This is a genomic window from Pseudoalteromonas porphyrae (genome assembly GCF_001298125.1).
Taxonomy (GTDB): domain Bacteria; phylum Pseudomonadota; class Gammaproteobacteria; order Enterobacterales; family Alteromonadaceae; genus Pseudoalteromonas; species Pseudoalteromonas neustonica.
In genome coordinates, this window is sequence record NZ_LHPH01000031.1 from 11,649 (window position 1) to 28,619 (window position 16,971).

The window sequence follows — 16,971 nt, forward strand, 5'->3', positions numbered from 1 at the left end:
TGCCTAAATCGCTTTTAATTCCAACTGGAACTCACATCTTGAGGAGGTTTGGGTGTATCCCCCCCCAAACAAGATCACTTTGTTTGGGTTTTTTTATAACGCTAAAAAACCTTCTTCGCGCCGTTATATTTAATTGTTAATATAATTCAATTAATTAGAGGGAGTGTTTAATCAATTTCTCGTAACATAAAACTTTAATGCTGCTGCACTGTCTCATTGCGCTATTTTGGGTTAAAATAACGTCATAACCAATTAACAAGATAGTGAATGTCAAACCAAGATCCTAATCTCAGTCGAGAACAAGAAAAGTACGAAAACCCTGTCCCAAGTCGTGAGTTTATACTTACTCACATAAAAGACCGTGCCAAGCCAGCTAATTTCCATCAATTATGTGAAGAGTTAGCGGTAAACGATGATGAGCGTCAAATTGCTTTCAAGCGCCGTTTACGTGCTATGGAACGTGATGGCCAACTCTTCTTTAACAAATTTAAATGCTACGCCTTAATTGACGAAGCAGGGCTTGTAAAAGGAAAAGTCATAGGTCACCGTGATGGGTTTGGCTTTTTAGAAGTCGAAGGCGAAAGTAAAGACTGGTTTATTGCCAAGCATCAAATGAATATGGTGCTCCATGGTGACATTGTGCTGGCTAAAGGCACTAAGCGAGGCTCAGGTGGTAAATGCGATGCGCGTATTATTCGCGTACTACCTAATGAACGAGCACTTATTGTCGGTCGCTATTTTGTAGAGCATGGCGTTGCTGTTGTGGTGGCCGAAGATCCACGCATCACGCAAGATATCATTATTTTACCAGGCAGTGATAACGGCGCGCGTCATAATCAAATGGTGCAAGTGCAAATTACACAAAACCCTAATCGTAATATGAATGCGGTAGGCAAAATTATTGATGTATTGGGTGAGCATTTAGCGCCAGGTATGGAAATAGAAGTTGCACTGCGTAACCACGATATTCCTCATGTATGGCCTGATGAGGTTGAAAAGCAAGTTGAGCATTTAGGTGAGTTTGTTGAAGAAGCTGACAAACAAAATCGTGTTGATTTACGTGATTTACCATTAGTAACGATTGATGGTGAAGATGCCCGTGATTTTGATGATGCCGTTTATTGTGAACCAGAACAATCAGGTGGTTGGCGCTTATGGGTTGCTATTGCGGATGTATCACACTACGTAGGAATGAACACGCCTCTAAATAAAGAAGCGATAGAGCGCGGTAATTCAGTGTATTTCCCTGAACAAGTAATTCCTATGTTGCCTAAAGTGCTGTCAAACGGCTTATGTTCACTGAACCCTAAAGTTGACCGTTTATGTATGGTTGCAGAAATGATGGTATCGGCGGCTGGTAAACTATCAGGCTACCGTTTTTATGAAGCAGTGATGAACTCGCACGCTCGTTTAACGTACACAAAAGTAAATAATATTTTGCTCGGTGACGAGAAACTGCGTACAGAATATGCGTCAGTTGTGCCACATTTGACTGATTTACAGCAAATGTATACGGCGCTAAAAGCAGCACGACAAGATCGTGGTGCCATTGAGTTTGAAACGCTTGAAACGCGTTTTGTATTTAACGCTCAACGCAAAATTGAATCAATCGTGCCTGTTGTACGTAACGATGCGCATAAGTTGATTGAAGAATGTATGATTTTAGCCAATGTATCAGCTGCTAAAATGCTTGAAAAACACGAAGCCAGTGCGCTTTACCGTGTTCATGCTGAACCTGATGGTGAAAAATTAAGTAACTTTAGGCAGTTTTTATCTGAGCTGGGTATTGAATCAACGCTTAGTGATGAACCTACACCAAAAGAAATTACCCATGTATTAGCAAAGCTTGGTGATCGCCCTGATGCGGAACTCATTCAGACAATGCTGTTACGCTCAATGAAGCAAGCCGTATATCAGGCTGAAAACATTGGTCACTTTGGTTTGTCATTAGATGAATATGCGCATTTCACTTCGCCAATCCGTCGTTACCCAGATTTAGTTGTACATCGTGCTATTAAAGGTATTTTAAAAGCACAAGGGATGGTTACTTCTGGCGCTTATGCCTATAGTGAGGAAGAAGTTGCGCAATTGGGTGAGCAATGCTCAACTACCGAACGCCGTGCTGACGATGCAACCCGTGAAGTAGCTGATTGGCTTAAATGTGAATACATGCAAGATCATGTTGGCGATGAATTTGAAGGGGTTATCTCCTCGGTTACTAATTTTGGCTTATTCATTCGTTTAGCTGATTTACAAATTGATGGCCTTATTCATGTCACCAACTTAGGTGATGAATACTTTCAACATGATGCTTCTAAGCACTGCTTAATAGGTGAGCACACTCATAAAGTGTTTCGTCTAGGTGATAAAGTGACGGTTCAAGTGGCATCTGTCAGCTTAGATGAGCGCCGAATTAACTTAACGCTCAGTGGCGATGTTGCACAGGATAGATACGCCCGTCGTCGTAGTGAGCCTAAAGGGCATCAACCTGCAAGTGTTCGTTCGCAATTAAAGCGCGGTAAAATACCAGCTAAAAAAGAAACCGAGCAAGTTAGCCCTGAGCAAAAAAATCGCACTGACCAAGGTAAACCAAAGCCAAAAAAAAGCAGTGCGAGTAGAGGAAAAAAGAAACCGACTACAAAGTCAGGGGCGGTAGCTGCTACAACCGCTAAAAAACCGAAGAAAAGGGCTGTGAAAAAGCCAAAAAGACCCGGCAAAAACGCCCGTAAAAGTACGAGTTCAGGAGCAAGTAATACGTGAGTAATGAATTAATTTTTGGCTTTCATTCTGTTGAAGCAATTTTTGAAAGTGAGCCTGAGCGTTTTATTGAAATATATGCTCTTAAAGGTCGTGATGATAAACGCTTATCTCCAATTATTGAAGAAGCGCGTAAATTTGGTATCTCAGTACAATTCATGCAACGTAAAGCACTTGATAACAAATCAAAGGGTGAGCAGCACCAAGGTATTATTGCAAACGTTATAGCTGCACCTACATTTAATGAAAAAGATCTTGATGAGATCATTGCGCGTGAAGAAACTCCTTTTTTACTGGTGCTAGATGGCATCACTGATCCGCATAATTTAGGTGCATGTTTACGCAGTGCTGACGCGGCGGGTGTTCACGCGATTATTGTACCAAAAGATAAATCAGCAAAACTAAATGGCACCGCCCGTAAAGTTGCCTGCGGCGCAGCAGAAACAGTACCGCTTATTCAAGTAACCAATCTTGCGCGTACTTTACGTGAGATTAAAGATGCGGGTGTATGGGTTGTTGGCACGGCTGGCGAAACAGACACTCATGTATTTGATGCTAACTTAACAGGCCCAATGGCGATTGTTATGGGGGCAGAAGGTGAAGGTATGCGTCGTTTAACCCGCGAACACTGTGATGTACTCGTTAAAATCCCAATGGCCGGCACCGTTTCAAGCTTAAATGTTTCTGTAGCAACAGGCATTTGTTTGTTTGAAGTACTACGCCAGAGAAATGCAACACAAGCTTAAAAAGCTTTAAGCTTGTAGCCGTCAGCCGTCAGCCGTCAGTTTAAGACAAGCTCGTCTTGACACGTAAGTTAATATGAGCAAAATTTCTAGCTGATAGCTGATAGCTGATAGCTGATAGCTGATAGCTGATAGCTGATAGCTGATAGCTGATAGCTGATAGCTGATTTATTAGCTCCCCCACTTAAAGCTAAAAAACCTGCTTGCTTAATTTTCCAACTAAGCGTAAAATGCGCGCTCATTTCGGCTTTTAAACTATTAATTCCTTGCCTTAAACCGACCGGCCGAAACGGTAGAAGGCTCTATTAACCGTAAGGAATATCCATGCGTCATTACGAAATCGTATTCATGGTTCACCCTGATCAGAGTGAGCAAGTATCTGGTATGATCGAACGTTATACTGGTTCAATCACTGAAGCTGGTGGTGTTATCCACCGTCTTGAAGATTGGGGTCGCCGTCAATTAGCATACCCAATCAACAAGCTTCATAAAGCTCACTATGTTCTTATGAACGTTGAAGCACCTACTGAAGTAATCAGCGAGCTAGAAACTACTTTCCGCTACAACGATGCAGTGCTTCGTAACTTAGTTATGCGTACTAAAAATGCTGTAACTGAAGCGTCTCCTCTTGTAAGAGAAGAGAAGAAAGAAGCACCAGCTGCTTAATTGTTTTGAGTCCAAGCATGGCGCTTGTTCAGTTGAGTAATTAAGATGAGCCAAACGCTTAGTCCTTATATGAATCAACTAACACTATCTGGAGTCGTTTGTAAAACGCCCAAATATAGTCAAAGCCCTGCTGGTATACCGCATTGTATTTTTGTTGTAGAACATAAATCAATGCAAGTTGAAGCAGACCTTAACCGTAATAGTTATGTAAAGCTTCAAGTGGTTGCTAGTGGTAAGCAAATGCAACAACAGACTCAACATTTGCACGTTGGGCAGGCATTGCAAGTGAGCGGTTTTTTAAACCGCCATGAAGGTCGTAACGGCCTTAGCCAATTGGTTTTGCATGCTCAGCATATCGAAAGAATTATTTGAGGAATTAATCTCATGGCACGTTATTTCAGACGTCGTAAGTTCTGCCGCTTTAAAGCGGAAGGCGTACAACAAATCGATTATAAAGATCTAGCTACTCTTAGAAACTATGTTACAGAAAGTGGCAAAATCGTACCTAGCCGTATTACAGGTACTAGCGCTAAATACCAGCGCCAGCTAGCAACAGCTATTAAGCGTGCTCGCTACTTAGCCCTTCTTCCATACACTGACTTACATAAGTAAGCAGCGGATTAACACGTTTTTAAAAGGTGTAGAAACATGCAAGTTATTCTACTAGATAAGATCGCTAACCTAGGTGGCCTAGGTGACCAGGTTGTAGTTAAATCTGGCTTCGCACGTAACTTCCTTTTCCCGCAAGGTAAGGCAGTTCCTGCAACTAAAGCTAACGTTGAAACTTTTGACGCACGTCGTGCAGAGCTTGAAGCGAAAATCGCTGAACAGCTTGTTGCTGCACAAGCACGCGCTGAGAAACTTGAAGCATTAGCTGAAGTTACATTAGTATCTAAAGCTGGTGACGAAGGTAAGTTATTCGGTTCTATTGGTACTCGCGACATCGCTGACGCTATCTCAGCTGTTGGTGTTGAAGTTGCTAAGTCAGAAGTTCGTTTACCTCTAGGAACTATCCGTGAGACTGGCGAATTTGACGTATCAATCGCAGTACATTCAGACGTAACGGCTACTATTAAAGTAATCGTAATCGCTGAAGCTTAATTTTTATAATTAAGTATAAAAGCCGTGCATTGCGCACGGCTTTTTTGTTGTGTACAGCTTATGTAATAAAATAGTTTAATCCCCGCAAATAGACGTCATTTTGTATCATTTTTAGAAAAAATGGATTAGAGTACCCATTTTGGCTAAGTGTGTATTCCACTCTTGATTTAATATTTCAATAATAAAAACTAATTATTTATCACTATTAAATGATATTTTTTTGTAAATAAATCGTAGTTAATTGACATTGACAGCGTTGTCACTGTATATTGTTTGTGCACTGGGCATAGTGTAAAGGAACTAGAGAGTGAAAGATAAGATGAGAGAAAATGTACGCCAAAAGAATGGTTTTACATTAGTTGAGTTACTAATAGTTGTAGCCATTATAGGTATTTTATATACCGTGGCTATGCCTGCCTATACCGAGCAAATGGAACGTAGCCGACGCGCTGATATTCAGCAAGTAATACTCCAACATGGCGCAGTATTAGAGCGTATTTATTCTCGTAATGGAGGGTATCCAGATGCTTTTAATGGGGCTGTCAATACCGACTTTTACAGCTTTAGTTATGTAGCCTCAGATCGCGTACCAGGAGCCGCCGCTAATGTTGATTTTAAAAATCGCCAATTTACATTAACAGCAACTCCAAAATCAACATCGGCACAAAAAGGCGATCGTTGTGGTGCACTCGCTATAAAGCAAGATGGAACACAATCCGCTACTAAAGGTGGTTTTGCCGTGACGAATTGTTGGGAATAATAATGAACAAGACGGCTGGTTTTACTTTAGTTGAATTAATGGTTGTAGTTAGCATTATAGGTATTATGGCTGTCTTGGCTTTCCCTTCATTTAGCCAGCAGATTATGCAAGATCGCGTAGTCACTACTGCAAACCAACTTAATAGCGTATATAAATATGCGCGCAGTGAAGCTGTGAAACGCGATAAGGATGTAACATTAGCAGTTAGCGGTACTAAGTGGCAAGTGAGGGCTCCTGTTGATGGTGTCGAAACTGTTTTAAAAGAATTTGTTATTCAACATCAGGGGGTTACTGTATCCCTCGTTAATCGTACAGTGTTATCAACTGGTGAAATATCTGCTGCAAGTACAATTTTAGTTGAAGATACGTCAACTGATACCGTTGATTATTATTTGTGTATTTTAAAAAGCGGCCAAAATTGGCTGATTGAAAAATCGGTAGGTTGTGCATAATGATAAAGCAAAATGGATTTTCATTGTTAGAAGTTATGCTGTCAGTTGTCATTGCTGGCATAGCATTGTTGGGCTTAGCTGCCGCGCAATTAAAGTCGTTGCAGTTCGCAAATAACAGTTTCAATTATACGGTTTCTTTGGTGCAAGGCCAAAATACTCTCGAACGTATTTGGCCACGCTTATGTGAGTTGCAAACGACAAACCCAGCACTATTTACTGATGTAAACTTTCGGACCTTTCTAGGGCCTCAAACAACAGACTTTCAGCTCACATTACCTGCGGCTTATGCTGATGACATGCAAATTACAGTTTCATGGGCTGATGAGCGGATGACGGATGCAGCTGTAAATCAAATATCGCTTAATGCAAGTTATCCTACTTTACCAGCTGGGTGTATTTAGTTATGAGCTCTTCTTCAATGCGTGGCTATACATTAGTGGAATTGATGGTTGCTTTGGCCGCTGGATCATTTTTATTGGCAGGGGTGAGCCTGTCGTATTCTGCGATTAAAGGTACCATTATGGTCAGTAAGGAGCTTGAAAATGCACAAGAAGTTATACGCTATACAAGCAAAGTATTTACTCGGAGCATAAAGCAAACACCGACTCTACCTATTGTCGCCGCTGACGGGTTATCTATTAGTATTGGGCAACCCGCAGGCGTAATTACCTGTAATGGAAGTGTCGCTGTGGCACCTACGACGGAAATATACACATTAACGGGCAATAACTTAATGTGTACGTTAGGAGCTGCTGCTCCAGAGCGGTTACTAACAGGTGTTGAAAGGTTAAATTTTTCTATTAATAACAACGTAGTAAAAATCAATGTGGCGCCTGAAAATTTACCGAGTCAGTTTGGTAACGCAATAAGTATTGATGTTGCGGTTTCTAATGTTATTTTAACGAATGCTTTTGGTGGTGTGTAGTGAACAATAAACAGCAAGGTTTTACACTCATTACGGTGCTTATATTGACCAGTATGGCAAGTATTGTAGTACTTAATTCATTACGCGAAAATATTGTACAAGAGCGCATGAGTGGTAATTTTCAAAAGAAAATGAATAGTCGTTTGCTTGCAGAAAAAGGTGTGTTCGAAGAAGCGAGACTAATGCAGCAAGCGTTGAATAATAATGGAGAATTAGACATTGATGGATTAATTGCCGCAGCGGGTAATGCCAGTGGCAGAGGTTTGATTGGAATCGACGCAACATATGATGCAAGCATAAGTAAAAACCTTGCTGGGGAATTAGAAATAGCTAGTCTTGGTCAGCGCTATAGCGGTGACGCGCAAAGCAATTTAGTGGCACGATTTGGATTTAAACCAGGTAAAGCCGAATCACTTTTTCAAAATGCAATTGTTGGCTGTGAAGGCGTATCACTCAGTGCGAGCGGTCGAATTGATAGTTTCGATTCAAGCAAGGGGGACTATGATCCCAGTAAAGCGGAAGCTGGTGCGGTGATAGGTACTGTCTATAAAGATAAGGATGTTACCTTGTCAGGAGCGTCAGCAATTTGGGGTAGTGTGCATGCAACAGGCAGTATCATTTTTTCGGGGTCATCGCCTATAACGGGTACTTTACGCGCAAACAATCATATTATTATTGATTCTAATTTCACTGTATCAACCGATCCTGTTTTACCGGACGGCTTCCCCCTTGATACTGCTGTAGGTGGTGATGTTTTATCTGCAGGTCACGTGACTTGGAAGCAAGGCAAGGTGTTAGGTGTTATTCGGGCTAATAAGGACTTTATTATCCCTAACAATAGCGCAACTACAATCTTAGTGAATCGAAATAATGATGGGTTAGATGTGATGTATGGTGGAACATTCACTGCAAAAAATTTGGCGTCCCAACTAGAACAAGATGGTATACCTTACTCAGATCTGCGCTATAACGTTAACCCAAATGTCGAGTTAGTTCCTTCACAAGATCCGACTAATTTTGAAGGCGGTAAAGTAAAGTGTGATCCAATTGATGTAACCAAACTTGTTACTGCGCTTGTTGATCCTGCGGCTGAAAAAATTATAGTTAAGCACGGTAACTCGGTACTTGTTCCTAGTAAGCCTGAAACGCGTGTTATTTATGAGTTAACACCTGAGATTGCGCAATCTAAAATTGAAAATCAGGGGAGCTATGTATGGGAAAATTGGTTAGGTGCTCGCCCAGCCACAATTACTTATGCGCTTGCCACGATAGATAAAGAGGTTGATGTTAAAGTGCTCAAGATGGGTAGTCTTTCATTAAATAATGGTAATTTAAAAGTGGCCGGTGGTGACGTTACTTTAGTTGTTAATGGTGACTTTAAAATGGAAGGGTCGTCAGAAATACATATTGCAGAAGGGAGTAGTTTAACTCTTTACGTAACAGGTAAAGTTAAAATGAAAGCTTCACCAGGCTCTATAACCATGAAGCATGGTTTAACAGCCACAGGCAAGCCTGTATTTAGTGTCTATTCAAGCAATGAGCAAAATAATGGTATAGATATAGACGCTGATGCTAATTTGTATGCTGCAATCTATGCGCCTAAAACGGATGTTAAAGTGGTTGCTAATGGTGGTTTTAGTGGTTCTATTAGAGGAAAAACGGTCACCGCATCAGGTAAGGGTGGTATTCACCATGATGTTAACTTGACTAATGTTGGCGGTGGCGGGGGAGGTAAAACTGCAGGCGAGTTAATTTTCCTTGGTTGGTCCTATAAAACTCCTCAAAAAGCAGTGGTAGACCCCATAATACCGACTCCTTAATTGTGTTTATATTTATAACGGCTAACTTAGGTTAGTCGTTTTTATTTCAATAAATTAAGTTCTGAGTCTTAGCTGAAAAATCAGGCCTTGTGGCTATTTTCAATGTTAATACCAATCTGCATAAATATTTGAACAATTTAACGAATTAAATCACGCTATAACGTTGTTAAAAATTTTTATTTAGAACAACTAGATATAAAAATTTTAGCCTAGTTATAGCGCAATTTTCTTGTCATTAAATAGACTCCATATCTACGCAGATTGGTATAACTATGTTGAATCGACTGATGATAAAAAGCCCCTAGCGAGATTAGCCCCGTAATACCTGAAAATCTTCGGTTGGACAGTTGAGATTATTTTCATATAGTTAAATATACGCGGAAATACTTTAACCAAAATTGAGATTAAATTAAAAATAATTAAACGTCCTTTAAACCTTTTTCACCTCTTTTCACGTCTAACTATGCAAGAAACTTAAAAACCTGAAATATCGTATTTCTACATGGCTTAAGTATAAACTACATTCAGAATAATAATCATAAAGGGACAACATCTGCGATGTTGATAAATGCAAAACATGCTTTTAATCAACACAGTGAAACTGTGTTGATTGAGAAAGTAAAAAGTGGCGATCAACAAGCCTATGCAGCGTTGTATACACTGCATGTTAAGCGAGTATACGCATTATGCCTACGATTACTCGCTGATAGAGAGCACGCTGAAGATGCCACGCAAGAAGTGTTTGTACAGTTATGGCATAAAATTGCTAGCTTTGAAGGGCAGTCACAATTTTCGACTTGGCTGCACAGCGTTACCAGCAATATTGCCATTAGTTACTTACGCAAACATAAAAACTGGCTGCAAAAAGTAGTGAGTTTTGAACAAAGTGGTATGGATGAGCAAAGCGCTGATGATTGCCAAGGTTTAAATGGACTCGATAAATTGGTTTTAAGGCTCCCAGAGCGAGCCCGAATGGTATTTGTATTTCACGCTATTGAAGGTTATCGCCATGAGGAAATTGCAACCATGCTAGGTATGGCAGTTGGTTCTAGTAAGTCGCAGTTTCATCGCGCACGACAGTTATTAAAAGAGTGGTATGAAAATGAGCAAGCTTGATTTTGAAGAATTTTTAGTTGAGTCATTAAATCGCTCGCAAACTGAACTCCCGCCGCAAAAAGATTTGTGGCCAGGTATTGAAAAAGCACTATCACACAAACTACCGCAACAAACTAAAGTGGCTGTGTGGCCTAAACTAGCTGGTGTTGCTGCATGCACGGTCGGAGCGTTATTGACTGCTCAGTTACTTTTTAATACGCCGCAGCAAAAAACGGGTGTTGCTATGAGTGATTATTTTACAGAGCAAAAGCAAAGCTTGTTAGTGCAATATCAAAATCAACCGGCATTAACGAATAATTGGCAGCAGCAATTAAATGAACTGGAAGAGGCTGAAAGCGCGATAAAGCAAGCGCTTGAGAATGAGCCTGAAAACCCAGCGCTATTGAAAATGCTTGCTCAGATATATCAACAGCAATTGGATTTAATCAATAAGGTGCACGCACCCAAATGGCAACAAATTTAGGAGTCCCTATTATGAAAGTATTATGTTTATTATTAAGTGTATTACCCTTATCAGCATTAGCAGGTCAAAAGATCAATGAAATAGTTGATGTCCCTGTAAACAAGCGTGTATTTATTGAAAATCAACGAGGTGACATTCGCATCGAAGGGTGGGATAAAGCGCAACTTAAAATAGAAGGTGAGCTGGATGATAAGGCCAATGGGTACAGGTTAGAAAATAGCAATGGGCGGATTGAGTTTATTGTAAAAATGCCACGGAACGTCAACAATGGCTGGAACAGTGGTGATGGCTCTAAACTGACTATCTATATGCCGAAAACAAGTGAACTTGAGTTCGCAGGTGTTAATGTCACTATTAGCGCCAAAGATTTACACGCGGGCGCTGAGATAGATACGGTCAATGGCGATATCAATGTGCAAAGTCTCAGTGGTGACTTGAGCTTTGACACGGTTAATGGCGACGTTAGTGCGCAAGATCTTAATGGCGATATTCGCTTTGAAACTGTAAACGGTGAAATTAACGATAAAAACTCTCAAGGCACATTAAGGTTTACAGCGGTCAATGGCGATATAAAATCAACAACCCGCGCGCAAGATGTGCGTTTAGAGAATGTAAACGGTGATATAGATTTTACGTTTGATAAACTAAAAAGTTTGCGTATTAATACCGTAAATGGTGAAAGCGAAGTGCGGATTAATGAGTTAATCAAAGGTGCACAAATAACCTATGAGTCTGTTAGTGGTGATGCCGAGTTTTTCTTTCCTGCGAATGTCTCAGCACGATTTGAAATTGAAGCACATGCTAATGGTAAAATCGTCAATGAATTGAGTAATGATAAAGTTAAAAAAGCAAAATACGGCCCATCAAGTGAATTGGAGTTTTCAATTAATGGTGGTGATGGGGATATTGAAATAGACACCATCAGTGGGCGAATTGAGTTACGTAAAAAATAACAATTCTACTTAATTAAAAAGTAGCAAGCGGGAAAAGAATTCCCGCTTTGCTATTTGCACAGCGTTACCAAGTCGATAGAATAGACGCAATTGTATTTTAGTATTGCGAAGTTATGGCTAAACCAGATAAACAAGTCGACACCCTTAAAGTTCCTCCTCATTCCATTGAAGCAGAGCAATCTGTTTTAGGTGGCTTAATGCTTGATAATCAAGCCTTTGACCGTGTTGCTGAATTAGTCGTTTCGCAAGATTTCTATACACGTACTCACAAGCTTATTTTTGAAGCGATGGTTGAGCTTGCCGAGATTGGTGATCCAATCGATTTGATCACCATCTCAGAGAGTTTAGAGAAAAAGAATTTACTCAGCGGTATAGGCGGCTTTGCTTATTTAGCTGAGATTGCTAAAAACACTCCTAGTGCGGCGAATATCGATGCTTATGCGAATATCGTACGCGAACGTGCTGTAGTACGTGAAATGATAGGTGTTGCCAATGAAATCGCCGAAGCTGGTTTTAACCCTGAAGGGCGCACCAGTCATGACTTACTTGATTTTGCAGAGAGTAAAGTTTTTAAAATTGCTGAGCAACGCACAAAAAGCAACGATGGCCCGCAAAGTATCCACAGCATATTAGAAAAAACTGTCGATAAAATCGAAGAGCTATACCAGTCACCACAAGATGGTGTGACAGGGGTAAGCACCGGTTACGCTGATCTAGATAAAATGACGACTGGTTTACAGCCATCAGATTTAATTATTGTTGCAGCGCGTCCATCAATGGGTAAAACCACCTTTGCGATGAACTTAGCTGAACATGCAGCGATGACTCAAGATAAACCCGTACTTATTTACTCATTAGAAATGCCATCTGAGCAAATCATGATGAGGATGCTGGCATCGCTTGGTCGTATTAACCAAACCAAAGTACGTACTGGTCAATTAGATGATGATGATTGGGCACGGTTATCTTCAACCATGGGACTGCTCATGGAAAAAGGTAAAATGTTTGTCGATGATGCATCAGGCTTAACACCAACTGATGTACGTTCACGTGCACGTCGTATTGCGCGTGATCATGGCGGTATCAGTATGATCATGGTGGATTACTTACAACTTATGCGTGTACCAAGTTTGTCGGACAATCGTACCTTAGAGATTGCTGAAATTTCACGTTCACTCAAGTCATTAGCAAAAGAATTGAAATGCCCTGTGGTAGCACTGTCTCAGCTTAACCGTACCCTAGAGCAACGTGCTGATAAACGTCCAATTAACTCTGACTTACGTGAATCAGGCTCTATCGAGCAGGATGCCGATTTAATCATGTTTATTTACCGTGATGAAGTCTATAACGAAGACAGTACAGACAAAGGTATTGCTGAAATCATCATAGGTAAACAACGTAACGGCCCAATTGGTAAGGTGCGGCTAACCTTCCAAGGTCAGTTCTCGCGTTTTGATAATTACGCTGGGCCTGCGGTAGACGACGAATATTAATATGCGTTTAGCTATTGCTCAAATCAACTTAACAGCACTTGCAGATAACTTAGCGCAAGTACGCAAGTTTGCGCCGAAAAGTAAGGTCATGGCGGTATTAAAAGCCAATGCTTATGGACATGGTTTAGTAAAAATAGCGCAGCATCTTAATGATGCTGATGCGTTTGCTGTTGCGCGCATTGATGAAGCTTTAGCACTTAGAGCGGGTGGGTTAACTAAGCCAATTGTATTGCTCGAAGGTTTTTTTCATCAAGATGACTTACCTATTTTATTGGCTAATAACTTTCAAACTATTATTCATGATGAAAATCAGCTTAAAGCACTTGAAGAGGCAAGCCTTGATGAGCCAATTAGTTGCTGGTTAAAAATTAATACCGGTATGCACCGTCTTGGCATTGCGCCTGCGCAACTCAATGATTTTTACCAGCGCTTGCAAGCAACGAGTAATGCTAAAGATACAATCAATTTGATGACACACTTTTCTTGCGCTGATGATCTACAAGATCCAAAAACAGCTGCGCAAATTGCCTTATTTGACTCTTTAGTACAAGGTAAACAACAAGCGCATTGTTTATCAAATTCAGCGGGTATTATTGCGTGGCCTGCCGGTCATGGTGAATGGGTACGTCCAGGTTTAATGATGTATGGCGTATCGCCAATGCTTAATGCCACAGGTAAAGAACATGGATTAAAGCCTGTGATGCGTTTAACCACTAAAGTAATAGCAATTCGTGATGTGGATGCGCAGCAATGTGTAGGATATGGCGGGCGCTGGCAAAGCACTAAGGCCACTAAGCTTGCTGTGGTTGCAATGGGATATGGTGATGGATATCCGCGCCATGCAAAGCAAGGGACGCCTGTGGTAATAGGCTCTAAACGTTACCCTATCGCAGGAAGTGTCTCAATGGATATGATTAGTGTGGACATTGGTGAAAACACCGCTGGCATTAAAGTAGGCGATGAAGTCGAGATGTGGGGGCCAAAGTTACCCGTTGAAGAAGTCGCCCAATGTGCTACGACAATTCCTTACGAGTTACTCTGTAATATTACCCCTCGTGTCAGCTATGAATACCTAGAGTAGCTAAATTTATAGCGACTCTTTAATATCGCTACTCTTTAATAAAGTACACATCGCTAAATCCCATACGTGCAAACTCTTGATCACGAAAGTTACGAACAGACGCTGAGCCTTTCGATGTCATTTCAATTTGCTGAACCATGCTGAGGTAGTTAGTTAAATCAATACCTTCAGCAGCTGCAATCGCTTGATACATATCGTGGTATTTATCTTTTGCAAAATTAATTTCGCGAGGTTGATCTTTAAATTTGTAAGTAATGCGTCGTGCCATGAGAAACTCGTAAACGGAATTAAATTACAGTGATTTTACACCTTCTTTTACATCCACTCTACCTTTGAATGACTTGTGTCTGGGGTCACGTTACAATAGTTATAATTTTCGTCGTTAATATCAAGGATTATCATGAAATTATCAGTAGAGATCAGTAAATACCCACTTCATCAAGATTATATTCCATTTATTAAAGGTTTTATTGATCGTTTAAATGAATATGATGATTTAAAAGTAATAACAAATACGCTATCAACACAGATTTTTGGTGATTACGATTTGGTAATGTCAGTGTTAAATACAGAGATAAAACGTTCATACGAAGAGTTTGGTAAGGCTATTTTTGTTTGTAAATTTCTAAATGGTGATCTCTCTCCTGAACTTTAAAGTCTAAACGGATCAATTATGGAATTTATAACACAAACGCTCGCAGGGTTTACCGCGATGTCGTATTGGGAATATATAGCTGTAGCACTCTCAATGGCGTATTTATTGTTAGCAATAAAAGAGAACCTTTGGTGTTGGCCTGCTGCATTCTTAAGCACATTTATTTATACAATAATGTATTGGAATGGTGCCTTGTTAATGGAGTCACTGCTACATTTTTATTATATGTATATGGCAGTATATGGCTGGATAGCCTGGCGTAGAGGGGGGGACAATTTACGTGAGTTAGTGATTACTTCATGGACGCTAAATCAGCACTTAGTGATTATTGTAGCGACTTCAATCGTTGCAGTAATACTGGGCTATGTTATGACTAATTACACCCATGCAGATTTTGCTTATTTAGATAGCTTTACTACCTGTTTTGCTGTGGTAACAACTTACTTAGTTGCTAAAAAAGTACTCGAAAATTGGTTGTATTGGATAGTTATTGATACAGCTTCGATGTATTTATATTACGAGAAAGGCTACTACCCAACATTAGCATTATTTGTATTTTATACCATTATGGCTGTGTGGGGGTTTAAAACCTGGTACGAAGAATATGAACAAAATCAAGCCAAACCCTTAGCGCAATTATAAGGAGCTGTATGACTGATAATGAAATTAGCGGTATTTTTGCCGCTTTTAATTCTCGATTAAAAATATTCAGTATTGAGCGTCTTCATAACGGCTTAAGTAACGACAACTTTCTAGTACGTACCAAGCAACATGCTTATTTGCTAAAGTTTTACCGTGAACATTGGCCTACCATCGGCTTGTCGGCGCAAGCTTTATTTGCCAAAAAGCAGGTGTGCCCTGAGCTTTTATGGGTAGATGAAATTAACCAATTTGCTATTTTTGAGTATATTGAAGGCGCTATCACCAATAATAATTATACCCCTGAGTTAATAAATAAATTGGTCGCTTTACATCACCATCAAGTCGTTACGTTACCTATGGACATCAAACAAGAGCTTGATCACTATCGTGATACCTCACTTTATCAACATTATAAAATTATCATTGAGCAAACGTTATCACAGGTTGAACTATTTCCACGTGATAGTGGTTTTTGTCATAATGATTTAGTTAAAGAAAACATTATAGAAAACCCCTATGGAATGTTTTTAATTGATTTTGAATACGCGAAGACCAATGACGTATACTTTGATTTAGCCGCGATTGTAGTCAGTTGTGAGCTTGATCCAGTTGAGAAGGTAGGTTTACTCGAGACGTATCAGCGATCGTTGCCTATACAACACCGATTTACAGTATCGGTTAGAAAGCTTGAGTGCTACCAATTAATATTTTTGCTGTTATGTATTCTTTGGTATAGCGCACGTTCGGTGGGTGATAAGGTAACCGTTTTACGTACGCAATTAGACCGTTTAATTAATTTACGCTTTAGTAAGCCCTAAAGGCCACCAAAGCGTGCTGCAAGTTCTTTATATTTAGTGACTTCATCAGAATCAAATAAAGGCTCACCGTTCTCATCGACTGATTTTGAAATTAACAAACTTTCTCGCGCAAGGCGCTTAACACGTTCTGTTTTTACACCTAAAAATTCAGCGACTTGCTCGGTTGACATTAAACTCATAAATACTTCCTCTTGTTAAACCTTTTACACGTGCTTGATAAGTACGTCTCTAGTATAGATATGTTGCAAAATGGTTATTAATTTTTACTAAGTATAATTTAATAGCTGTTTTTTGCTTGCTTGTGAAGCAATTTATTATAATTTGCTGAATTAATAGGCATATAGGCGATAGAAGCTAGCATTTAGTTGCAGATGCCTTTATTATTGCTGATGCCTAAGCACTGATATCGCGAGTTGGTGTGGCGGCACAAATGTGCTCTCGTGGTGAAATGGATATCACGTGGCCCTCCGGAGGCTGAGTTGTAGGTTCGATCCCTACCGAGAGCGCCATTTGCTATTATTTTTCT

22 protein-coding genes and 1 tRNA gene are annotated in these 16,971 nt (G+C 40.2%); 20 read left to right on the forward strand and 3 right to left on the reverse strand.

The window, feature by feature from the left end:
- Nucleotides 1-267 precede the first annotated feature (267 nt).
- Together rnr and rlmB are read left to right on the forward strand one after the other, a co-directional pair.
- Nucleotides 268-2,760, forward strand: a complete 2,493-nt coding sequence (gene rnr, locus ADS77_RS19625) for a ribonuclease R (protein WP_054455930.1) — start codon at nt 268-270, stop codon at nt 2,758-2,760.
- A complete protein-coding gene (gene rlmB, locus ADS77_RS19630) occupies nt 2,757-3,503 on the forward strand; it encodes a 23S rRNA (guanosine(2251)-2'-O)-methyltransferase RlmB (protein WP_054206661.1) in 747 nt (248 codons plus the stop codon). The genes rnr and rlmB overlap by 4 nt, the downstream gene beginning before the upstream one ends.
- An 86-nt stretch (nt 3,504-3,589) precedes the next feature.
- Here rlmB and ADS77_RS22545 read toward each other — a convergent pair whose 3' ends face one another.
- On the reverse strand, nt 3,590-3,742 hold the full coding sequence (locus ADS77_RS22545) for a hypothetical protein (RefSeq protein WP_200909660.1): 153 nt from the start codon (nt 3,740-3,742) through the stop codon (nt 3,590-3,592).
- An 82-nt stretch (nt 3,743-3,824) separates the two neighbouring features.
- Here ADS77_RS22545 and rpsF point away from each other — a divergent pair, with 82 nt between their 5' ends.
- From rpsF to alr, 14 genes are all read left to right on the forward strand, one after another.
- Nucleotides 3,825-4,166: a 30S ribosomal protein S6 gene (gene rpsF / locus ADS77_RS19635; RefSeq protein ID WP_054206662.1), complete on the forward strand. Its 342-nt coding sequence runs from the start codon at nt 3,825-3,827 to the stop codon at nt 4,164-4,166.
- A 69-nt stretch (nt 4,167-4,235) separates the two neighbouring features.
- On the forward strand, nt 4,236-4,538 hold the full coding sequence (priB, locus tag ADS77_RS19640) for a primosomal replication protein N (RefSeq protein ID WP_054206702.1): 303 nt from the start codon (nt 4,236-4,238) through the stop codon (nt 4,536-4,538).
- Nucleotides 4,539-4,550: 12 nt separating this feature from the next.
- Nucleotides 4,551-4,778 carry a 30S ribosomal protein S18 gene (gene rpsR, locus ADS77_RS19645; protein ID WP_002962753.1) on the forward strand — a complete coding sequence of 76 codons (228 nt, stop codon included), beginning with the start codon at nt 4,551-4,553 and terminating at the stop codon, nt 4,776-4,778.
- Between the two features lie 36 nt (nt 4,779-4,814).
- Nucleotides 4,815-5,267, forward strand: a complete 453-nt coding sequence (rplI, locus tag ADS77_RS19650) for a 50S ribosomal protein L9 (protein ID WP_054206663.1) — start codon at nt 4,815-4,817, stop codon at nt 5,265-5,267.
- Nucleotides 5,268-5,574: 307 nt separating this feature from the next.
- Nucleotides 5,575-6,027 (forward strand): type IV pilin protein, encoded by a 453-nt coding sequence (locus tag ADS77_RS19655; RefSeq protein ID WP_316244668.1) that lies wholly within the window; start codon nt 5,575-5,577, stop codon nt 6,025-6,027.
- A gap of 2 nt (nt 6,028-6,029) precedes the next feature.
- Nucleotides 6,030-6,479, forward strand: coding sequence for a GspH/FimT family pseudopilin (locus ADS77_RS19660; protein ID WP_054206664.1), 450 nt, complete (start codon nt 6,030-6,032; stop codon nt 6,477-6,479).
- Complete coding sequence (locus tag ADS77_RS19665) at nt 6,479-6,880, forward strand: prepilin-type N-terminal cleavage/methylation domain-containing protein (protein WP_054206665.1); 402 nt, start codon at nt 6,479-6,481, stop codon at nt 6,878-6,880. The genes ADS77_RS19660 and ADS77_RS19665 overlap by 1 nt, the downstream gene beginning before the upstream one ends.
- A gap of 2 nt (nt 6,881-6,882) precedes the next feature.
- Nucleotides 6,883-7,404 carry a PilW family protein gene (locus ADS77_RS19670; protein WP_054206666.1) on the forward strand — a complete coding sequence of 174 codons (522 nt, stop codon included), beginning with the start codon at nt 6,883-6,885 and terminating at the stop codon, nt 7,402-7,404.
- Nucleotides 7,404-9,224, forward strand: coding sequence for a hypothetical protein (locus ADS77_RS19675; protein ID WP_054455932.1), 1,821 nt, complete (start codon nt 7,404-7,406; stop codon nt 9,222-9,224). Before ADS77_RS19670 ends, ADS77_RS19675 begins: the two co-directional genes overlap by 1 nt.
- 558 nt (nt 9,225-9,782) lie before the next feature.
- Nucleotides 9,783-10,340, forward strand: coding sequence for an RNA polymerase sigma factor (locus ADS77_RS19680; RefSeq protein ID WP_054455938.1), 558 nt, complete (start codon nt 9,783-9,785; stop codon nt 10,338-10,340).
- Nucleotides 10,321-10,803 carry a hypothetical protein gene (locus ADS77_RS19685; protein WP_082355730.1) on the forward strand — a complete coding sequence of 161 codons (483 nt, stop codon included), beginning with the start codon at nt 10,321-10,323 and terminating at the stop codon, nt 10,801-10,803. The genes ADS77_RS19680 and ADS77_RS19685 overlap by 20 nt, the downstream gene beginning before the upstream one ends.
- Before the next feature lie 11 nt (nt 10,804-10,814).
- Nucleotides 10,815-11,756 (forward strand): DUF4097 family beta strand repeat-containing protein, encoded by a 942-nt coding sequence (locus tag ADS77_RS19690; RefSeq protein ID WP_054206705.1) that lies wholly within the window; start codon nt 10,815-10,817, stop codon nt 11,754-11,756.
- Between the two features lie 113 nt (nt 11,757-11,869).
- Nucleotides 11,870-13,249, forward strand: coding sequence for a replicative DNA helicase (dnaB, locus tag ADS77_RS19695; RefSeq protein WP_054206669.1), 1,380 nt, complete (start codon nt 11,870-11,872; stop codon nt 13,247-13,249).
- A gap of 1 nt (nt 13,250) precedes the next feature.
- The gene (alr, locus tag ADS77_RS19700) at nt 13,251-14,330 is read left to right on the forward strand and encodes an alanine racemase (protein ID WP_054455940.1); all 1,080 of its coding nucleotides are present in this window, start codon (nt 13,251-13,253) and stop codon (nt 14,328-14,330) included.
- Nucleotides 14,331-14,358: 28 nt separating this feature from the next.
- Here alr and ADS77_RS19705 read toward each other — a convergent pair whose 3' ends face one another.
- Nucleotides 14,359-14,598 (reverse strand): DUF2960 domain-containing protein, encoded by a 240-nt coding sequence (locus ADS77_RS19705; protein ID WP_054206671.1) that lies wholly within the window; start codon nt 14,596-14,598, stop codon nt 14,359-14,361.
- Nucleotides 14,599-14,730: 132 nt separating this feature from the next.
- Here ADS77_RS19705 and ADS77_RS19710 point away from each other — a divergent pair, with 132 nt between their 5' ends.
- The 3 genes from ADS77_RS19710 to ADS77_RS19720 are packed head-to-tail and all read left to right on the forward strand — an operon-like array spanning nt 14,731 to nt 16,445.
- Nucleotides 14,731-14,985, forward strand: a complete 255-nt coding sequence (locus tag ADS77_RS19710; RefSeq protein WP_054206672.1) for a YkoF family thiamine/hydroxymethylpyrimidine-binding protein — start codon at nt 14,731-14,733, stop codon at nt 14,983-14,985.
- Nucleotides 14,986-15,003: 18 nt separating this feature from the next.
- Nucleotides 15,004-15,627 carry a nicotinamide riboside transporter PnuC gene (pnuC, locus tag ADS77_RS19715; RefSeq protein WP_054206673.1) on the forward strand — a complete coding sequence of 208 codons (624 nt, stop codon included), beginning with the start codon at nt 15,004-15,006 and terminating at the stop codon, nt 15,625-15,627.
- 8 nt (nt 15,628-15,635) lie between these two features.
- On the forward strand, nt 15,636-16,445 hold the full coding sequence (locus ADS77_RS19720; RefSeq protein WP_054455942.1) for a phosphotransferase: 810 nt from the start codon (nt 15,636-15,638) through the stop codon (nt 16,443-16,445).
- On the opposite strand, the gene ADS77_RS19725 is transcribed toward ADS77_RS19720, so the two are convergent.
- Complete coding sequence (locus tag ADS77_RS19725; RefSeq protein WP_054206675.1) at nt 16,442-16,624, reverse strand: hypothetical protein; 183 nt, start codon at nt 16,622-16,624, stop codon at nt 16,442-16,444. The genes ADS77_RS19720 and ADS77_RS19725 overlap by 4 nt on opposite strands.
- A gap of 255 nt (nt 16,625-16,879) precedes the next feature.
- Here ADS77_RS19725 and ADS77_RS19730 point away from each other — a divergent pair.
- A tRNA-Arg gene (locus ADS77_RS19730) sits at nt 16,880-16,954 on the forward strand.
- Nucleotides 16,955-16,971: the final 17 nt, after the last annotated feature.

Coding starts and splice junctions, on each gene's coding strand:
- ADS77_RS19690 (WP_054206705.1), top strand. CDS start 10,815: ATGAAAGTATTATGTTTATTATTAAGTGTATTACCCTTATCAGCATTA.
- ADS77_RS19710 (WP_054206672.1), top strand. CDS start 14,731: ATGAAATTATCAGTAGAGATCAGTAAATACCCACTTCATCAAGATTAT.
- rpsR (WP_002962753.1), top strand. CDS start 4,551: ATGGCACGTTATTTCAGACGTCGTAAGTTCTGCCGCTTTAAAGCGGAA.
- ADS77_RS19665 (WP_054206665.1), top strand. CDS start 6,479: ATGATAAAGCAAAATGGATTTTCATTGTTAGAAGTTATGCTGTCAGTT.
- ADS77_RS19685 (WP_082355730.1), top strand. CDS start 10,321: ATGAAAATGAGCAAGCTTGATTTTGAAGAATTTTTAGTTGAGTCATTA.
- ADS77_RS19705 (WP_054206671.1), bottom strand. CDS start 14,598: ATGGCACGACGCATTACTTACAAATTTAAAGATCAACCTCGCGAAATT.
- alr (WP_054455940.1), top strand. CDS start 13,251: ATGCGTTTAGCTATTGCTCAAATCAACTTAACAGCACTTGCAGATAAC.
- ADS77_RS19660 (WP_054206664.1), top strand. CDS start 6,030: ATGAACAAGACGGCTGGTTTTACTTTAGTTGAATTAATGGTTGTAGTT.
- priB (WP_054206702.1), top strand. CDS start 4,236: ATGAATCAACTAACACTATCTGGAGTCGTTTGTAAAACGCCCAAATAT.
- ADS77_RS19725 (WP_054206675.1), bottom strand. CDS start 16,624: ATGAGTTTAATGTCAACCGAGCAAGTCGCTGAATTTTTAGGTGTAAAA.
- ADS77_RS22545 (WP_200909660.1), bottom strand. CDS start 3,742: ATGAGCGCGCATTTTACGCTTAGTTGGAAAATTAAGCAAGCAGGTTTT.
- dnaB (WP_054206669.1), top strand. CDS start 11,870: ATGGCTAAACCAGATAAACAAGTCGACACCCTTAAAGTTCCTCCTCAT.
- ADS77_RS19680 (WP_054455938.1), top strand. CDS start 9,783: ATGTTGATAAATGCAAAACATGCTTTTAATCAACACAGTGAAACTGTG.
- rpsF (WP_054206662.1), top strand. CDS start 3,825: ATGCGTCATTACGAAATCGTATTCATGGTTCACCCTGATCAGAGTGAG.
- rplI (WP_054206663.1), top strand. CDS start 4,815: ATGCAAGTTATTCTACTAGATAAGATCGCTAACCTAGGTGGCCTAGGT.
- rnr (WP_054455930.1), top strand. CDS start 268: ATGTCAAACCAAGATCCTAATCTCAGTCGAGAACAAGAAAAGTACGAA.
- pnuC (WP_054206673.1), top strand. CDS start 15,004: ATGGAATTTATAACACAAACGCTCGCAGGGTTTACCGCGATGTCGTAT.
- ADS77_RS19720 (WP_054455942.1), top strand. CDS start 15,636: ATGACTGATAATGAAATTAGCGGTATTTTTGCCGCTTTTAATTCTCGA.
- ADS77_RS19670 (WP_054206666.1), top strand. CDS start 6,883: ATGAGCTCTTCTTCAATGCGTGGCTATACATTAGTGGAATTGATGGTT.